This window comes from Caulobacter sp., from assembly GCF_039596335.1.
In the GTDB taxonomy this organism is placed as follows: Bacteria; Pseudomonadota; Alphaproteobacteria; order Caulobacterales; family Caulobacteraceae; genus Caulobacter.
In genome coordinates this window covers 39,153-54,453 of sequence record NZ_JBCNJZ010000012.1, presented here as the reverse complement: position 1 = coordinate 54,453, position 15,301 = coordinate 39,153, and the positions used below count along the sequence as shown (strand labels likewise).

Annotated in this window: 11 protein-coding genes; 6 read left to right on the top strand and 5 right to left on the bottom strand. The window is 68.5% G+C overall.

Going from position 1 to position 15,301, the window contains the following annotated elements:
• Positions 1-78: 78 nt before the first annotated feature.
• On the top strand, positions 79-873 hold the full coding sequence (locus ABDW31_RS22400; RefSeq protein WP_184717465.1) for a glutathione binding-like protein: 795 nt from the start codon (positions 79-81) through the stop codon (positions 871-873).
• Positions 874-888: 15 nt separating this feature from the next.
• Here the strand turns inward: ABDW31_RS22400 and ABDW31_RS22395 are convergent, their stop codons facing one another.
• Positions 889-1,428: a DUF1697 domain-containing protein gene (locus ABDW31_RS22395; RefSeq protein WP_184717467.1), complete on the bottom strand. Its 540-nt coding sequence runs from the start codon at positions 1,426-1,428 to the stop codon at positions 889-891.
• A gap of 464 nt (positions 1,429-1,892) precedes the next feature.
• On the opposite strand from ABDW31_RS22395, the gene ABDW31_RS22390 reads away from it, so the two are divergent.
• From ABDW31_RS22390 to ABDW31_RS22380, 3 genes are read left to right on the top strand one after another with little or no spacing between them, the layout of a single operon-like run.
• Entirely contained in the window at positions 1,893-3,473 is a 1,581-nt protein-coding gene (locus ABDW31_RS22390; RefSeq protein WP_221444634.1) for a hypothetical protein, read from the top strand.
• A complete protein-coding gene (locus ABDW31_RS22385; RefSeq protein ID WP_184717471.1) occupies positions 3,457-4,524 on the top strand; it encodes an HlyD family efflux transporter periplasmic adaptor subunit in 1,068 nt (355 codons plus the stop codon). Before ABDW31_RS22390 ends, ABDW31_RS22385 begins: the two co-directional genes overlap by 17 nt.
• A 47-nt stretch (positions 4,525-4,571) precedes the next feature.
• Positions 4,572-5,969, top strand: a complete 1,398-nt coding sequence (locus ABDW31_RS22380; protein ID WP_221444635.1) for a TolC family protein — start codon at positions 4,572-4,574, stop codon at positions 5,967-5,969.
• A gap of 22 nt (positions 5,970-5,991) precedes the next feature.
• Here the strand turns inward: ABDW31_RS22380 and ABDW31_RS22375 are convergent, their stop codons facing one another.
• Both ABDW31_RS22375 and ABDW31_RS22370 read right to left on the bottom strand, forming a co-directional pair.
• Complete coding sequence (locus ABDW31_RS22375) at positions 5,992-11,061, bottom strand: putative Ig domain-containing protein (protein WP_343699564.1); 5,070 nt, start codon at positions 11,059-11,061, stop codon at positions 5,992-5,994.
• 357 nt (positions 11,062-11,418) lie between these two features.
• Complete coding sequence (locus ABDW31_RS22370; RefSeq protein ID WP_343699563.1) at positions 11,419-11,859, bottom strand: AraC family transcriptional regulator; 441 nt, start codon at positions 11,857-11,859, stop codon at positions 11,419-11,421.
• A gap of 300 nt (positions 11,860-12,159) precedes the next feature.
• Between ABDW31_RS22370 and ABDW31_RS22365 the strand changes: the two genes are divergently transcribed.
• Together ABDW31_RS22365 and ABDW31_RS22360 are read left to right on the top strand one after the other, a co-directional pair.
• Complete coding sequence (locus ABDW31_RS22365) at positions 12,160-12,687, top strand: RNA polymerase sigma factor (protein WP_184717480.1); 528 nt, start codon at positions 12,160-12,162, stop codon at positions 12,685-12,687.
• Positions 12,684-13,721, top strand: a complete 1,038-nt coding sequence (locus tag ABDW31_RS22360; protein ID WP_184717482.1) for a FecR domain-containing protein — start codon at positions 12,684-12,686, stop codon at positions 13,719-13,721. The genes ABDW31_RS22365 and ABDW31_RS22360 overlap by 4 nt, the downstream gene beginning before the upstream one ends.
• A 154-nt stretch (positions 13,722-13,875) precedes the next feature.
• Here ABDW31_RS22360 and ABDW31_RS22355 read toward each other — a convergent pair whose 3' ends face one another.
• On the bottom strand, positions 13,876-14,358 hold the full coding sequence (locus ABDW31_RS22355) for a cupin domain-containing protein (protein ID WP_184717484.1): 483 nt from the start codon (positions 14,356-14,358) through the stop codon (positions 13,876-13,878).
• Positions 14,355-15,275: an alpha/beta hydrolase gene (locus ABDW31_RS22350; protein WP_184717486.1), complete on the bottom strand. Its 921-nt coding sequence runs from the start codon at positions 15,273-15,275 to the stop codon at positions 14,355-14,357. The genes ABDW31_RS22355 and ABDW31_RS22350 overlap by 4 nt, the downstream gene beginning before the upstream one ends.
• Positions 15,276-15,301 lie beyond the last annotated feature (26 nt).

The following is a 15,301-nucleotide window of genomic DNA, read 5'->3' as shown; positions in this document are numbered from 1 at the left end:
CCGGCGCTGCGGCCGGGCGAGGCGGCCGACGACGCCTCGCCCCCTTTTCCAAACGACATCATCCTCAAGGACAGCCACATGAAACAGTCGATGGGACGCCGCGCCTCGCTGGGCGCTCTGGCCGGCCTGGCCGCCGCGCCGCTGATCGCTTCGGGCGCGCAAGCCAAAGCCAAGGCGGCGCCGATGCCGCCGGTGACGATCTACCACCTGGAAGGTCGCCGTTCCGAACGCCTGGTCTGGCTGATGGAAGAGCTGGGTCTGCCCTATGACCTGAAGTTTAAGCGCGGCGATTTGATGGGCTCCATGGCGCTGATCCGTGAGTTCAGCCCGGTGGTCCCCATGGCCCCGACGGTGAAGTACGGCGACCAGGTGCTGGTCGAGTCCGGCGCCATCATCGAGCTGATCCTCAATCGCCACGCGCCGGGCAGCCTGCAGCCCGCCGTGGACAGCCGCGACTACCCAGACCATCTGATGTGGATGCACTATGCCGAGGGCAGCCTGGCGGCGCGACTGTTCTCGGACTATCGCGCCTGGACGGCCCAGCCGCCCAAGCAGCGGTCGCGCCTGGTCGACTCCGAGGCCGTCGTGCAGTTCGCCGAGAACTTCCTGGCTCAGCATCCCTGGTTCGGCGGCGCGGCGTTCTCGGGCGCCGACATCATGATGATGTTCCCGCTCAACGCGGCGACCGGCCTGAACCTGGTCGACGAAGCGCAGTTTCCCCATGTCGCGGCCTGGAAGACCAAGATCGAGGCGCGTCCGGCCTATCAGCGCATGCTGGCCAAGGCGCGGCCCGACGGCATGATCGGCGGCCTGCCACGTCTGCCGCAGCACGCGCCGTCGGGGCCCCGGGAAGCGCCGAGGGCGCCAGGATAGCCGAGCGCCGAACGGCTAGGTCAGCATCTCGGCCAGCGCCAGCACCGCCGTCCACGTCCGCCCCGTAACCCGCATGCCGAGGGTCTTCTCGACCAGGCTGTTGGTCAGTTTCGAGCCCCCCACGCCGTCCGGATAGATCGCATAGATCTGGCGGTTATCGGCCCGCGCCTGCTCGGTCCCGCGGATCGCCGCGCGCAGGGCGCCCATGGCCTTCTTGTCGGGGGTGTCCTTGCAGAACAGGGTCATCAGCCAGCCCGGATCGGTCGCGGCGAAGTCCGGGAACGGGTTGGCCGCGACCAGGGCCCGCCAGGCCTCGGCGGTGCGGACATAGACGTCGGTGCGCAGGCCCAAGCGCGCCATCAGCTCGGTTTCGATCTGGGTCTGAAGTTCCGCGCCCGTGCGCTCGCCGCTCTCGAACACCAGGTCGCCGAGCTTGGGACCCATGCGCACTTCGGTGTGACCCAGATCGGTCATCAGGCCGGTCAGCTCGTCGGCGGTGATCAGGCGACCACCGGCGGCGTTGACGCCGCGCAGCAGGGCGATGTGGAGGGACATGGTCGGGCCTTTCAAACGAGGCGGCTGTTTAGGCCTTCCGCGGGCCGCCGTCGCGGGGGATTTGCGGGCGGCGCGTCGTACGCCCGGTCAGATCGGAAAGCGGCGCCCAACCCGCGCCCTGGGGCGTCGGACACGTTTTGTAGCACGGTTGTCTTTGGGGTGATGGGCGCATCGGTGTATCGCCCGGGCCCGAAATGAACTTGCTACTTTCAAGGCTTTAGCCGTGAAGTGGCGATGTTCGAAACGCGCGGCCGCGAGCGCGAGGACGATCAGCGTCACCTACCGGTGTCCGACCTGAGGTCTGATCGCTCGAGGCGCAGCGCTGGCAACACTGGATCGAGGCGGACGTGGCGGCGACCGAGCGTATTGGGTTCAGAGAGGCGGCAAGGTGGCTGTCGGAGATTGTCGGTCCTGACGTCGCCTATGTCCGGTTAGGCATAGTCTACACGCTGGCGATTAGCCTGATGTCCCTGGCCACGCCGATCTCGGTCCAGCTGCTTATCAACAGTGTCGCCTACATCGGGCTGCCGGCGCCGCTGTGGACATTGTCGGGCGTACTGCTGCTGCTGCTGCTGCTCGTGGCGGCGCTGAGCGCGCTGCGGGTCTATCTGATGGCGGCGTTCGAGCGACGGGTCTTCTCGCGGGTGGTGGCCGAGATCACGATCCGGGCCGTGCACGCCCAGAACCCGTTCTTCGGCGACGCCAGCCGTGGCGACCTGTTCAACCGCTATTTCGATCTGACCGTGGTCCAGAAGGCGGTGCCGGGACTGGTCATCGGCGCCTTCACCATCGTGCTGCAGGCGATGGTGGGCCTGACGGTGACCAGTTTCTACCACCCGTTCTTCCTGGCCTTCAACGTCGTGCTGATCTCGGCGGTGATCATGGTCTGGGTGATCTGGCGGCGGGGCGCGATCACCGGGGCGGTGGCGCTCAGCCACGCCAAGCACAACGCCGCGCGCTGGCTCGAGAGCGTGGGCGGCTCCAACGGCTTCTACAAGTCCAGCCGCCACCTGGCCTTCGCCATGGATCGATCCGAAGCAATGACCGCCGCCTATGTCGGGGCCCACAAGCGCTACTTCCGATCCAGCTTCGCCCAGACGCTCAGCTATCTGCTGATCTACGCCTTCGCCAGCGCGGCCTTGCTGATGCTGGGCGGCAACCTGATCCTGCGCGGTGAGCTGTCGATCGGCCAGCTGGTGGCGGCCGAGCTGATCCTGTCGGGCGTCTTCTACGGCGTCTCGCAGCTGGGCTATTACCTCGACACCTTCTACGACCTGGTGGCCAGCGCCGAAGAGCTGTCGTTGCTGTTCTCCATTCCCCAGGAAAAGCCGCCCGCAAAAGGGGCCGGCGCGCCCAGCGACGGCGCGCTGCGGCTGATGGACGTCAAGGTCGACGATGCGCGGTTCAACTTCGCGCTCGAGGCGGGCGAACAGCTGGTGATCGCCGCGGGGGCGGGCGCCGAACGCAGGCTGGCTCTGGTGCTGAAGCGGCACGTCCACCCCGAGCGTGGCCTGGTGTCGATCGGCGGCGCGGACCTGGAATCGCTCGACATGTATCTCCTGCGCTCACAGGTCCTGGTTCTGGACCGCCCGACGATCGCGGAGGTGACGATCCGCGAGTATCTGGCGATGGCGGCCAGCCAGGTCTCGGCCGCCCAGATGCTGGACGCCCTGGCCATGGTCGGGCTGCAGGAGCGGATCGCGCAGCTACCCAAGGGACTGGACACGCAGCTGGCCGCCACGGGCCATCCGCTCAGCCTGGGCTCGATGATGGCGCTGCGTCTGGCCAACGCTTTGCTGGTGGCGCCCAGGCTGCTGGTGCTGGGGCAGCTTTACGACCTGCTGCCGTCCCGAACCCTGGCGACCGTGCTCTCCCTGCTCAAGCAACGGGGGACGACCACCTTGCTGTTCACCGGGCGGCCGGAAGACATGGCGCTGGACGGCTGGTTCCACCTGGGCCTGTCCGAACAACGCCGCTTTGCATCGCTCGACGAACTCCAGGCCTATCTGGCCCAGCGGGGAGAGGCCAATGCCCTACCGTCCTGAGCATCTTTCGCATTTCACGACCCTGGCCCAGCAGCGTCCGCCGCGCGTGGTGGTGGCGCTGGCGTGGATGATCGGGGTCGGGATCGTCGTCTCGCTGTTCATCCTGTTCTTCGTGCCGTGGATGCAGACCGCGCAGGGCAGGGGGCTGGTGGCTGCGCCGGACCCGACCGACCGCGCCCAGGAGGTCTCGGCGCTGGTCGGCGGGCGGGTCGAGCGCTGGTATGTCCAGGACGGCCAGCATGTCGACGCCGGCGATCCCATCGCCCAGATCGTCGACCTGGATCCCAACCTTCTGACGCGTCTGGCCGAGGAGCGGGCCCAGGTCGAGGCCGAGATCGCGGCCGTGCGTCAGGCCCAGTCGGTGGCGAACATCGACGTCGGCCGCACTCGTCAGCTGCTTGCCGAGGGGCTGGCGGCGCGACGGGACTTTGAGCAGGCCCAGATCAAGGTCGCCGACGCGGCGGCCAAGCTCGCAGAGTCCCGCGCCAAGCTGAACCGGATCGACGTGCAGCTGAACCGGCAATCGGCCCAACTGGTCACTGCGCCGCGCGCGGGCCGCATCCAGAACCTGAACGCCGCGGCGGGCGGGGGCCTGGTGTCGGCCGGCACCGTGCTGGCCGTGGTCGCGCCCGAGGGCGTCGAGCGCGTGGTCGAGCTCTTCATCGATGGTCGCGATGTGCCGTTGGTGCGCCCTGGCCGCGCGGTGCGGCTCGAGTTCGAAGGCTGGCCCGCGATCCAGTTCAGCGGCTGGCCGATGGTCGCGCGGGGCATATTCGATGGTCGCGTCCGGTCGATCGATCCCACCGCCGCGCCCTCGGGCCTGTTCCGCGTGCTGGTCGAGCCGGCGCCCGACAAGCCGGCGTGGCCCAGCGCGCAGTTCGTCCGGCTGGGCGGCAAGGTGCGCGGCTGGGTGCAGGGCGAGACGGTGTCGGTCGGCTACGAGCTGTGGCGCCAGCTGAACGACTTCCCGCTCGACTTCGGCCAGGGCGCCGGACCGACCTCGGCGCCGACCGCGTCCAAGGACAGTGACAAGGCTGCGGGTTCGAAGTGATGGTCCGCCTCTGCCTTGCCCTGCTTCTGATCGGGAGCGCGCCAGAGATGGCCGTCGCCCAGACTCCGACGCCGGCGGCGGTTCAGCCGGCCGCTGCGCCGCTGACCCTGGCCGAGGTGCTCAGGGTGTCGTTGCGCGCCTCGCCCCAGATCGTCGAACAGCTGGCGCGCGAGCGTCAGGCGCAAAGCCGGGCCCTGACCGCCGAGGGCGCTTTCGACACGGTGTTCGACGTCGAGAGCCGCTCACGCGTTCTGGGCTATTATGACGGCGCGGTCGTCGAGGGGCGGGCGACCCGACCGTTCACGGACAACGGCGGCTATGTGTACGGCAACTACCGCGTCTCGCGTGGCGACTTCCCCGTCTACGAGGACGAGAAGCACACCAACCGGCTGGGCGAGGCCAAGATCGGCGTGCTGTACGCCCTGCTGCGAGATCGCCTGATCGATGAGCGCCGCACGCGTCGCACCGTGGCCGCCTCCGATATCGATGTCGCGCGGTTCGAGCGCAACGCCGTCGAGATCGGCGTGCAGACCCGCGCGGTCGTCGCCTATCAGAACTGGGTCGTGGCGGGGCTGCGGCTGCGGACCTACCGCGATCTGATGACCCTGGCCGAGAGCCGGCGCGGCGCGATCCAGCGCCAGGTTCAGCTGGGCGCCAAGCCCGACATTCTGCTCACCGAGAACGACCAGAACCTGGTGCGCCGTCGTGCCCTGGTGGTTCGGGCTGACGGCGACTTCCAGGCCGCGGCGAACGCTTTGTCGCTCTATTACCGAGATGAAGGCGGCCAGCCGGTGGTAGTCGACGCTTCGCGGCTGCCGGCCGACGCCAGCGCGCTGGCGGGCGTGAACGCCGCGGCGACCGCGGCGGATCCCTTGGCTGCCCGCCCCGATCTGCAAGGCGTCCTGGCCCGCATCGACCAGTCGCTGGCGCGGCTGGCTCTGGCGGAGAACGATCTCAGGCCGCGTTTCGACCTGCGCGCGGAGCTCGGCAAGGACATCGGCGACGAGGGGCGGGGCGGTCCCAGCCGCACACCGACCGAGGCGGTGGTGGGCTTTCGCTTCTCCGTGCCGCTCCAGAACCGCGTCGCCAAGGGAAAGCTCGCCGAGACCCGCGCCGAGGTCGAGGCGCTGGAAGCGCGTAGCCGTTTCCTGCGCGACCAGATCGCGGTCGAGGTCGACGGCATCGGCGTCGCTCTGACCGCCGCCGAGCGCCTGGCCCAGATCGCCGAGCAGGAGTTCAAGCTGGCGGATCGTCTGGCCGTGGCTGAGCGCCGCCGGTTCGAGTTGGGCTCCAGCGACTTCTTCCTGGTCAACCAGCGCGAAGAAACCGCGACGGACGCCGCCGTGCGCCTGATCGAGGCGCGGGGCCGGATAGCCGCCGCACGGGTCGATCTGGCCGCCGCGACCGCGGATCGCAAGGCCCTGGGCCTTGAGGGCGTCGATTAGAAGCGCGACCCGCGGACTATCGTTAGAACCGCTTGGCGGCGCCAACCCGGGCGGTGCCGGACAATTGGTTCCTGGCCAGCTCGGCGCCCAAGTCCAGGTCCAGCGACCAGCCGTTGTCGAAGCCCACGCCGCTGCCCACGCCCAGGGTCACCCGGTCCGCAGCCCAGGCGTCGCCCACAAGCTGGTAGGACGCGCCGTCCAGCCAGTCGGCGTAGCGCAGGCGCTGGGGATCGATGGCGGCGAACTCGTGCGAGTACTCGATCCGCACGCGCGGGGTGATCCACACCTCGCCGACGTCGCGGTCGAACTGAGCTCGCCCTCCGATAACGCCGACCAGCGAGCTCAGCTGGCGCTTGTCGTAGGCCAGGGCGTAGGCATTGGAGCCGCGCTCAGAATAAGCGTCCAACGTGGCGTCCAGGGCCTTGGCCCGCAGGTACAGCGACCAGGTCGCGCGACGCGCCGAGCCATCATAGCCGGCGGTCAACGATCCGAACCGCAAGGCGGCGTCGCGTTGGCCGGTGACCAGTTCACCGCTTGCCGCGACCGTGCGGCGGGTGTTGAAACGGAGCTCGCCCACCCCGGCCAGGGCGTCGATGAAGACGCCCGAAGCCGGATGCAGACTGGCATAGGTCGCCGCCGTCCAGCCTTCTGCATCCACCCGACCTTTGCCGCCCGACATCTTGGTGACGTCCGAGGCATAGCCGCCGCCTAGGCCGATGGTGACCGCCGGCGACAGGCGCACATCGGCGCCGCCGCTGACGCCTGAGGTCTGGACCGAAAGCTTCGCCAGGCGGGTGTCGGCGTCACGACGACCGACCGTGATCGCCCCGCCCGCCCACGCCTCGACCTTACCGATTGGGCGCTGCCCCGAGACTGGACCAGCCTTGCCGTCGACCTGGGCCGCTTGCTCGCGGCAGATGCGCTGATCGTCCGGCGTGTGGGCGCGCTGCTTGCAGTCGTCGGCCTGCCCCACGCCCGAGGTCAAGTTCAATCCGAACCCATCGCCCGTCCGGCCGCTGTGCAGGCTCTCCAGCCGACGCCCGAAGTTGTCCATCTGCGTTCCAGCGAAGCGGCGGGCCGTCTCGGTCTGGGCGTCGTTGACCGCGCGCACCGTGGCGTCCGTCGTGGGGTCCTGGCGGGCCTCGATTGACAGGATCACGGTCAGAGGATCGGAAACGCCCGAGCTGTTGGTCAGGGTGTAGGTGAAGGTGACGTCGCCCGTAAATGCGCCCTTGGAGGTGAACTCCAGGGCATAGGTGCGAGCCGTGGCGGTCCCCCCTTCTATCAGCCGGGCGGCGCCGATCGAGGCGGCCGGCGTAGTGACCAGGGTGGCGGCCAGGAACGGACCGTCAGTAGCGGCGCCGGTCAGATCGACCGTGATCTTGCGTCCGCCATCGACCTTGGCCTTCAGCACCGGCGCGGTCGGGGTCGACTTGACCACCATGATATTCACCGTGGCCGGCGCCGAGACGCCGCCAGGGCCGATGGCCACGAAGGTGAAGCTGTCGCGGCCCACATAGCCCTTGTCGGCCGTGTAGACGGCGGTCACCGCCGGGACGGCCGGAGCCTCCGTCGGCGCGGCGGCCGCGCGTCCTTCGGCGCGGGCGACCATGGCGGAGATTGCGGCGGCGCGGACCAGCTCGACCTTGCCGTGCTGGGGCGGGGTGGCGATCCGGACATCGCTGACGATACCCTTGACGAGACTGGCAAGGTTGAAGTTCACCTTGTCGACGACGATGGCCGCGCTGCCATTGGCGCCAGTCCCCACTGTTGCGCCGGTGTCCAGCGTCGCGGCCGGCGGCGGCTCGGCCGTTGGCGGCGGCGGCGGCAGCACGTTCAGCTTCACGGTGGCGATGCGGGACTGACCCCAAGCGCCCTTGATCATGAAGCTCAGACTGTCAGGTCCAATATAGCCGGTGTCCGGGGTGTATTCGACAGTCGGTCCGACCAGGGAGATCTTGCCCTTGGCGGGTTGGGACTGCAGGTCCAGCGTATCGCCCGAATTCAGGCTCGCCAGGGTGACCGTCGTGGGCGTGTTGTAGGACACATCGATCGACTGATCGCTAGCGGTGACCGCCGCCACGACCGTGATGATCACCGCTTCGGTCGCGGACACGGCGCTGGCGTCGGTCACCCTAATCGTGACGTTGTACACGCCCGTCGTTGTCGGCGTCCCCGTCACCGCACCAGCGGCGTCGACCGAGAGGCCGGGCGGCAGGCCGCTGACCGAGAAGCTGTAGGGCGCCTGGCCACCCGTCGCGCCGACACTGCCGGCATAGGGCTGACCGACCGTTGCGTCGCTCAGGCCAGACGTCGCCGCCAGGGGGGCGACGACCTCGCCGCTGTAGCTGGCGCTTGCCGTCACGTTCTGGGCGTCCCGCGCCTGGACCGTAAAGTTATAGGCGCCCGAGGCCGTCGGCGAGCCACTGATGGCCCCGGTCTGGCCATTTAGGCTCAATCCTGCCGGCAGGCTGCCGGACAGCGTGTAGACGATCGGAGCGGTCCCGCCGCTGCTGCCGATCGCGGCCGAGTAGGACGAACCCATGATGGGCGTGGGGAGGCTGGTTGTGGTGATCGCCAGCGTGGCCGTGATCGTGCCGCTATAGGCTTGCGTCGCGGTGACGCTGTTGTTGTCGGTGGCCTGCACCGTGAAGCTGTAGGCCCCGGAAGCAGTTGGCGTGCCGGTGATAGCTCCGGTCGAACCGTTCAGCGACAAGCCGGCCGGCAGCGACCCCGCCGAAATCGTGAAGGCATACGGCGCCGAGCCGCCCGACGCGGTGATCGCCTGGCTGTAGGCCTGAGTGAGAGCCGGGGTGGGCAGGCTAGACGGTGAGACCTGCAGGCCGCTGGCGATCGTGCCGCTGTAGGCCTGGGTGGCCGTGGCGCTGTTGTTGTCGGTGGCCTGCACCGTGAAGCTGTAGGCCCCGGAAGCGGTTGGCGTGCCGGTGATAGCCCCGGTTGAGCCGTTCAGCGACAAACCGGCCGGCAACGACCCCGCCGAGACCGTGAAGACGTACGGCGCCGAGCCGCCCGACGCGGTGACCGTCTGGCTGTAGGCCGCGGTCAGGACCGGCGTCGGCAGGCTCGACGGCGAGACCTGCAGGCCGCTGGCGATCGTGCCGCTATAGGCCTGGGTGGCCGTGGCGCTGCTGTTGTCGGTCGCCTGGATCGTGAAGCTGTAGGCGCCGGAGGCCGTCGGCGTGCCGGTGATGGCCCCGGTCGAGCCGTTCAGCGACAAACCGGCCGGCAGCGAACCGGCCGAGACTGTGAAGACGTACGGCGCCGAGCCGCCCGACGCGGTGACCGTCTGGCTGTAGGCCGCGGTCAGGACCGGCGTCGGCAGGCTCGACGGCGATACCTGCAGGCCGCTGGCGATCGTGCCGCTATAGGCTTGGGTGGCCGTGGCGCTGTTGTTGTCGGTCGCCTGGATCGTGAAGCTGTAGGCGCCGGCAACGGTTGGCGTGCCGGTGATGGCCCCGGTCGAGCCGTTCAGCGACAAACCGGCCGGCAGCGACCCCGCCGAAATCGTGAAGGCATACGGCGCCGAGCCGCCCGACGCGGTGATCGTCTGGCTGTAGGCCTGAGTGAGAGCCGGGGTGGGCAAGCTAGACGGTGAGACCACAAGGCCGCTGCTGATCGTGCCGCTATAGCCCTGCGTCGCGGTAACGTTGTTGGCGTCCGTGGCGCGGACCGTGAAGCTGTAGGCCCCGGCCGCTGTTGGCGTACCGTTGATGACACCGGTCGAGGCGTTCAGCGACAGGCCGGCTGGCAGGCCGCCGACCGAGATCGCGAAGGTCACCGGTGCGGTCCCGCCAGAGGTTGCGAGCGTCTGGCTATAGGCCTGGGTCAGCACCGGAGTCGGCAGGGTCGCGGTGGTGATCGTCACGGCCGCGACGATCGTGCCGCTGTAGGCCTGGGTGGCCGTGGCGCTGTTGTTGTCGGTGGCCTGGATCGTGAAGCTGTAGGCGCCGGAGGCCGTCGGCGTGCCGGTGATGGCGCCCGTCGTACTGTTCAGCGACAGGCCCGTCGGCAGGCTGCCGGCCGAGACCGAGAAGGTCACTGGAGCCGTGCCGCCATTGGCGGTCACCGTCTGGCTGTAGGCTTGGTTCAGCACGGGGACGGGAAGGGGTGTCGGCGTCACCGCCAGCGCTGCCGCGATCGTGCCGCTATAGGCGCGGGTGTTGCTCTGGCTGCCAGCGTCGGTGGCCCGGATCGTATAGCTGTAAGCCCCGGCGACGTTCGGCGTGCCGCTGATCACCCCGGTCGAGCCATTCAGGGAGAGGCCTGTCGGCAAGCTGCCGGCGCTGATCGCGAAGGTGTAGGGCGAGGTCCCGCCGCTGCCGGTGATCGTCTGGCTATAGGCGGTGTTCAGCAGCGGCGTCGGCAGGCTGCTGGGGCTGACTACGACCGAGGAGGCCGCCGCCACCGCCAGGGTATATTGCGTATAGCCCTGGTTCCCGACCGAGTCCGAGGACTGGATCTGGAAGTCGAAACTGCCGGCGCTGCTGGGCGTGCCGCTGAGCACGCCCGAAGTGCTGAGACTCAGGCCCGTAGGCAGGCTGCCGGTCGCCACGGTGTAGGTATAGGGCGCCGAGCCGCCCGAGGCGGAGATCGTCGCCGAATAGTATTGGCCGACCTGCGGCGTCGAGCCGCCTGAGCTGATCGACCCGCCGGTCAGGGCGCAGCCGCTGGCCGGGCCGGCGGTCATGTTCATCGATACCGCCTGGTTGCTGGTAAAGTCGGCGAACTGGCCATTGGCCGCCGTAACACGCACCGAAACCGGATAGCTGCCGTTGCTGCTGACGCAGTTGACGCCTGTGACCAAACCCCCGCTCGACATGGTAAAGGCCGCCGGCAACGAACCCGACAGGATCTGGAAGGTATAGGGCGAAGTCTGGCCCGTGGGCGCCAGCTGGAACGAGTAGGACACGCCCCGCTGGGCCTGGGGCATGTTGATTTCCAGCGAGATGCCGTTGACGCTCTTCACGGCCGCCATGGCCGGCCCCGCCATCAGCGTCACCACCGTCACGAGAAGCGCCATCCAGGCGCGCAGGATCGGACGCCAGGTCGCCGACCCGGCGGACTGGAGCATGCGGGAGATAAAGGGCGGAGTGGTCATAGGTCGGCCTGGCTGCGGGCGTTGCGTGCGCGCAGAGAGCGGCCTCGACCTTTAATTTAGGAGTTACCAAAACGGTGTTCGGCGAGCGGCAAAACGTCCCACTATAGGCGGTACCGGGATTGAGGACGCACTCGTAAGTCAAGGCGTACCAGACGTTTGCGGCGCGGGTTGACCGTTGAGGCGCCTAATGACGCATACGGTCGCACCCAAATGGACCCTGTATCTGGCCCCAGCCCGGGGGACGCTCGACGCAGAAGCGATGCGATGCGAGAGCGGCCCAACTAGCGGACGGCCGGAAGGCAGAGGCGGGGGCGCCGGCCCGCCGCTCACTTACAGGTCATGTTGCTGGCCATTGCTCGCTTGCTGGCGCCGCCAGCGGGCGGGGGTGTCGCCGATCACGGTGTGGAACAGCCGAGACATGTGCGCCTGATCGCAGAAGCCGCAGTCCAAGGCGATATCGCAGAGCGGAGTCCGGCTCTGGCGCATCAGGCTCTGGGCGCGCTTTAGCCGGCTGCGGATCACATAGGCGCGTGGCGAGAGGCCAAAGCTTGCCTTGAAGCGGCGGGAGAAATGGCTGGCGCTGAGCCTGGCCAGGGCCGCCAGGTGTTGGACCGTGATCGGCTGGTCAAGATGTTCGCCAATATGGCGGGCAACCTTGCGTTCCTGCCAAGCCGCCAGGCGCGCCGTCTCTTGCCGGACCTCGATCTCGATTGCCGACGTCGTCATCGGCGTGGCGATCGCGCCGGCCAGGGAAAGGGTCATCATGCTCATGGTCGTCGTCTCCATCGGCGGCTGCTGATGTCCGCCTGATGGGGTGGCACGCAGGGCGATGGAAATTCCTCACCGACCATTGTTCGCTTGGTGGCGGCGGAAGATTTTCTGTGTGATAAAAAGTTCAGCTTTTACAATTCTCTAGATCGCTATGGTCGCCTGGGTTAGGCGGTGGTCGACCTAAAAGAAATTTTTCCGGTGAGGACTTTTTCCGGGGCTGCGTTCTGCCTCCTCGAAGCCGGCGTCCGTGACGTTGGACAGGAGGCGGAGTCTCTGATGGGTATGGCGCGAGAGGGGCTGATGACCGATGCATCCGACGCCGCCGCGCGCGCGGACGCCTTCGCCCGACAGGCGGCGGCGATGCGCGGACCGCTGGCCGCCTATTTCCGTCGGCGGGTGCGTAACGCGGGCGAGGTCGAGGACCTGGTGCAGGAGGTCTTTCTGCGCCTGACCGTGCGCGGCACGCCGGAAAACACGGACCACGCCAGCGCCTATATCTTTCAGACCGCCGCCAGCGTGCTGGCCGACCGCTATCGCCGCCGGGTGGTGCGCCACGCCGACGAGCATGTGGCGTTGGATCCCGACCTGCAGGGGGAACAGGATTTCGATCCCGCCCGCATCTATGCCGGCAAGCAGGCCTTGAACGCCGCCGCCGCCGCCCTCATGACCATGCCCGAACGGACGCGAACGATCTTCCTGCTTCGCCGCATCGACGGCCTGCGCCACCAGGCCATCGCCACGCAGCTGGGCCTTTCGGTGAGCGCGGTGGAGAAACACATGGTTCGCGCCATCGAACATCTCATGGCCCATGCGGGAGGCGCCCGATGACCCGCTCCATCCCGGATCCGGCGCAGGAGGCCGCACGCTGGCTGGCCCGCGACGATCTCGATCAGTCGCCCCACCGCGAGCAGTTCGCCGCCTGGCTGGACGCCAGCGAGGACAACCGCCTGGCCTGGGTCAAGGCTCATGAGGTGTGGGACGTCTTCGACGAGGCCGAGGACAACGACCTGATCGCCGCCATGGCTCGCGCTGCGCGTCAGGCCCGGCCCGAACCGGTGGCCAGATCCTACTGGCCGCAGCTGATCGCTGCGTCCGTCACCGTGCTGGCGGTGTCGGCGACGCTGCTGGTCGGGGCTCGGCAGGACTGGTTCAAGTCGGATGGCCGGCCTGTCCAGGTCGCGCAGAACCAGGCGCCGTCGCTCACCGCCGTCGGCCGGGCCGACTACGTAACGGGCAGGGGGCAGAAGTCGATCGTCGACCTGCCCGACGGCACCCGCGTGACGCTGGACGCGGACAGCGCGATCGATGTGGCCTTCACCGGCGGCCGGCGTGACGTACGCCTGCTGGATGGCCGCGCCTTCTTCGATGTCGCGCACGACCGCGCCCATCCGTTCGCCGTGCAGGCGGGCGGGCGTGTGGTGACCGCGCTGGGCACGCAGTTCGACGTGCGCTTGACGCCGGACGCCATCCGCGTCGTCCTGGCCGAGGGCAGCGTGGCGGTGGCGTCCGCCGCCGGCGCGCCAGCCACGCCGACTGTCAAGCTTGCGCCGGGGCAGGGGTTCGCCGCCCAGACCGGCAAGGCAGGCAGCGTGTCGGCCGCCGACCTCGATGAGGCCCAGGCGTGGAGGCAGGGCGTCGTGGAATTTCACGACCGCCCGCTGTCCGAGGTGATCGGGGTGATGAACCGCTACACGCGCGCCCAGATCGTCATCAAGGATCCGAAGGTGGCGGCGCTGCGCGTGACGGGTGTCTTCAAGACCGGCGATGCGCCGCGGTTTGGCCGGTCGGTGTCACAGGTGCTGCCGGTCAGGATGATCGCGCGTGACGCCGACACCTTCGAATTGGTTTCCAAGCGCCGCTAGCACCCGGTGCTTCAGAAGGGCCGCGTTCCATCCGATGGAGCGCGGCTATCATGCGTTGCGAAACTGGGGGCGGGCGTCTGGGGCCAGATCTAAAGAGAAGAGGGAGCAGGGCGGCTGGCCCTGCTCCCTTTGTTCTGCCGGTGACCGCCGCCGTTCAGCGCTTGGGCGCGTCGGCGGTCTCGACATAGTCGGTGCTGGTCGGGCCGTAGCCCGAGATATAGACGCTGGCGCCTTCGGGGCCGGTCATGGCGAAGTGATCCACCCCGGCCGGCTCGCTGTAGAAGCTGCCGGCGGGCAACACCTTGACCAGGGCTTCGTCGTTCTTGCGGCCGTAGCCGAAGCGCCAGACGCCGGCGACGACGATCGCGGTGCGCGCGTCGCGATGGCCGTGGGCGGCGATGCGCATGTTCGGCGGCACCCGCAGCGCGATCGTGTAGGGCCCAGCCTTGGTCGGGTCTCCGTACAGCACCGTGGTGCGGATGCCCTCGACCCCCGAGGTGCCGGCGGTAGCGCCGCCCTCAGAAAGGGCGGCGATGTCCGAGGGGCTCAGGCGCACAAGGCGTTCCTGAGCGGTGACGGGGCCGGCGACGGCGATCAGGGCGATCGCGGCCCCGGCGAAGGCGAGGCGGCGGCTCATTGTTTCGCATCCAGGAAGCTTCGGACCATCGTCACGGTCGCCTTGGGGTTTTCCTCCATGATCCAGTGACCGGAGTCGGGGACCACGCCCTCGGTGACGTTGGTGGCGGCGAAGCGCATCACGGTCGCCATCATCGGCCCGAACGACTTCTCGCCGCCCAGGGCCAGCACTGGCATGGTCAGCTTGCCCTGAGCCATGAAGACCTTGTTGTCGACCGCGTCCTGATCGAAGGCGGCGAACTGCGAGAAGCCGCCGTGCATGGCCCCGGGCTGGGCGTAGAGCTTGGCGTAGTGGTCGCGGGAAGCTTCGGTGAAGCGGGCGGGGGTGGCCGAGAACTCGTTCCAGAAGCGGTCGAGATAGATCCGCTCGCGGCCGGCGACCAGGCGCTCCATGTCCGGACCGCCGAACCGGAAGTGCCACAGCAGCGGGTTTTTCAGGACCTCTTCCCAGGGGCCAACGCCCGGCAGCGGCGCGTCGATCAGCACGAAACGGCCGACCCGATCGCGATGCTGGGCCGCGAAGGCGTAGCCGACCATGTTGCCGATGTCGTGGGTGACCAGGTCGGTCTTGGCGATCTTCAGGGCGTCCAGCACGCCGGCCACGTCGCCGCCTTGGGTCTTCTTGTCATAGCCGCCGGACGCGGGCTTGGACGACAGGCCCAGACCCCGCAGGTCGGGCACGATCACGGTGTGATCCTTGGCCAGGTCCGCGGCCATGGGCTCCCACATGTCGCCGGTCTCGCCATAGCCGTGCAGCAGCACCACGGCCGGCCCCTTGCCGCCGACCCGGACGTGGATCGTCACGCCGTTGGTGGTGATCTCCTGGGTCTTGAAGTCGGCGGGGAAGGGCTTGACCTGCGCCAGGGCCGAGGTCGAAAGCAGGGTCGCCGCCAGGGCGACGGAAGCGAATTTGAACATGGGCTGTCCTCCGGATTGAGCGTCCG

Excerpts from the sequence above, each read along its gene's own strand:
- ABDW31_RS22360 (WP_184717482.1), top strand. The coding sequence starts at position 12,684 with ATGACCCGCTCCATCCCGGATCCGGCGCAGGAGGCCGCACGCTGGCTG.
- ABDW31_RS22380 (WP_221444635.1), top strand. The coding sequence starts at position 4,572 with ATGGCCGTCGCCCAGACTCCGACGCCGGCGGCGGTTCAGCCGGCCGCT.
- ABDW31_RS22350 (WP_184717486.1), bottom strand. The coding sequence starts at position 15,275 with ATGTTCAAATTCGCTTCCGTCGCCCTGGCGGCGACCCTGCTTTCGACC.
- ABDW31_RS22355 (WP_184717484.1), bottom strand. The coding sequence starts at position 14,358 with ATGAGCCGCCGCCTCGCCTTCGCCGGGGCCGCGATCGCCCTGATCGCC.
- ABDW31_RS22370 (WP_343699563.1), bottom strand. The coding sequence starts at position 11,859 with ATGAGCATGATGACCCTTTCCCTGGCCGGCGCGATCGCCACGCCGATG.
- ABDW31_RS22390 (WP_221444634.1), top strand. The coding sequence starts at position 1,893 with ATGTCCCTGGCCACGCCGATCTCGGTCCAGCTGCTTATCAACAGTGTC.
- ABDW31_RS22385 (WP_184717471.1), top strand. The coding sequence starts at position 3,457 with ATGCCCTACCGTCCTGAGCATCTTTCGCATTTCACGACCCTGGCCCAG.
- ABDW31_RS22375 (WP_343699564.1), bottom strand. The coding sequence starts at position 11,061 with ATGCTCCAGTCCGCCGGGTCGGCGACCTGGCGTCCGATCCTGCGCGCC.
- ABDW31_RS22395 (WP_184717467.1), bottom strand. The coding sequence starts at position 1,428 with ATGTCCCTCCACATCGCCCTGCTGCGCGGCGTCAACGCCGCCGGTGGT.
- ABDW31_RS22400 (WP_184717465.1), top strand. The coding sequence starts at position 79 with ATGAAACAGTCGATGGGACGCCGCGCCTCGCTGGGCGCTCTGGCCGGC.
- ABDW31_RS22365 (WP_184717480.1), top strand. The coding sequence starts at position 12,160 with ATGACCGATGCATCCGACGCCGCCGCGCGCGCGGACGCCTTCGCCCGA.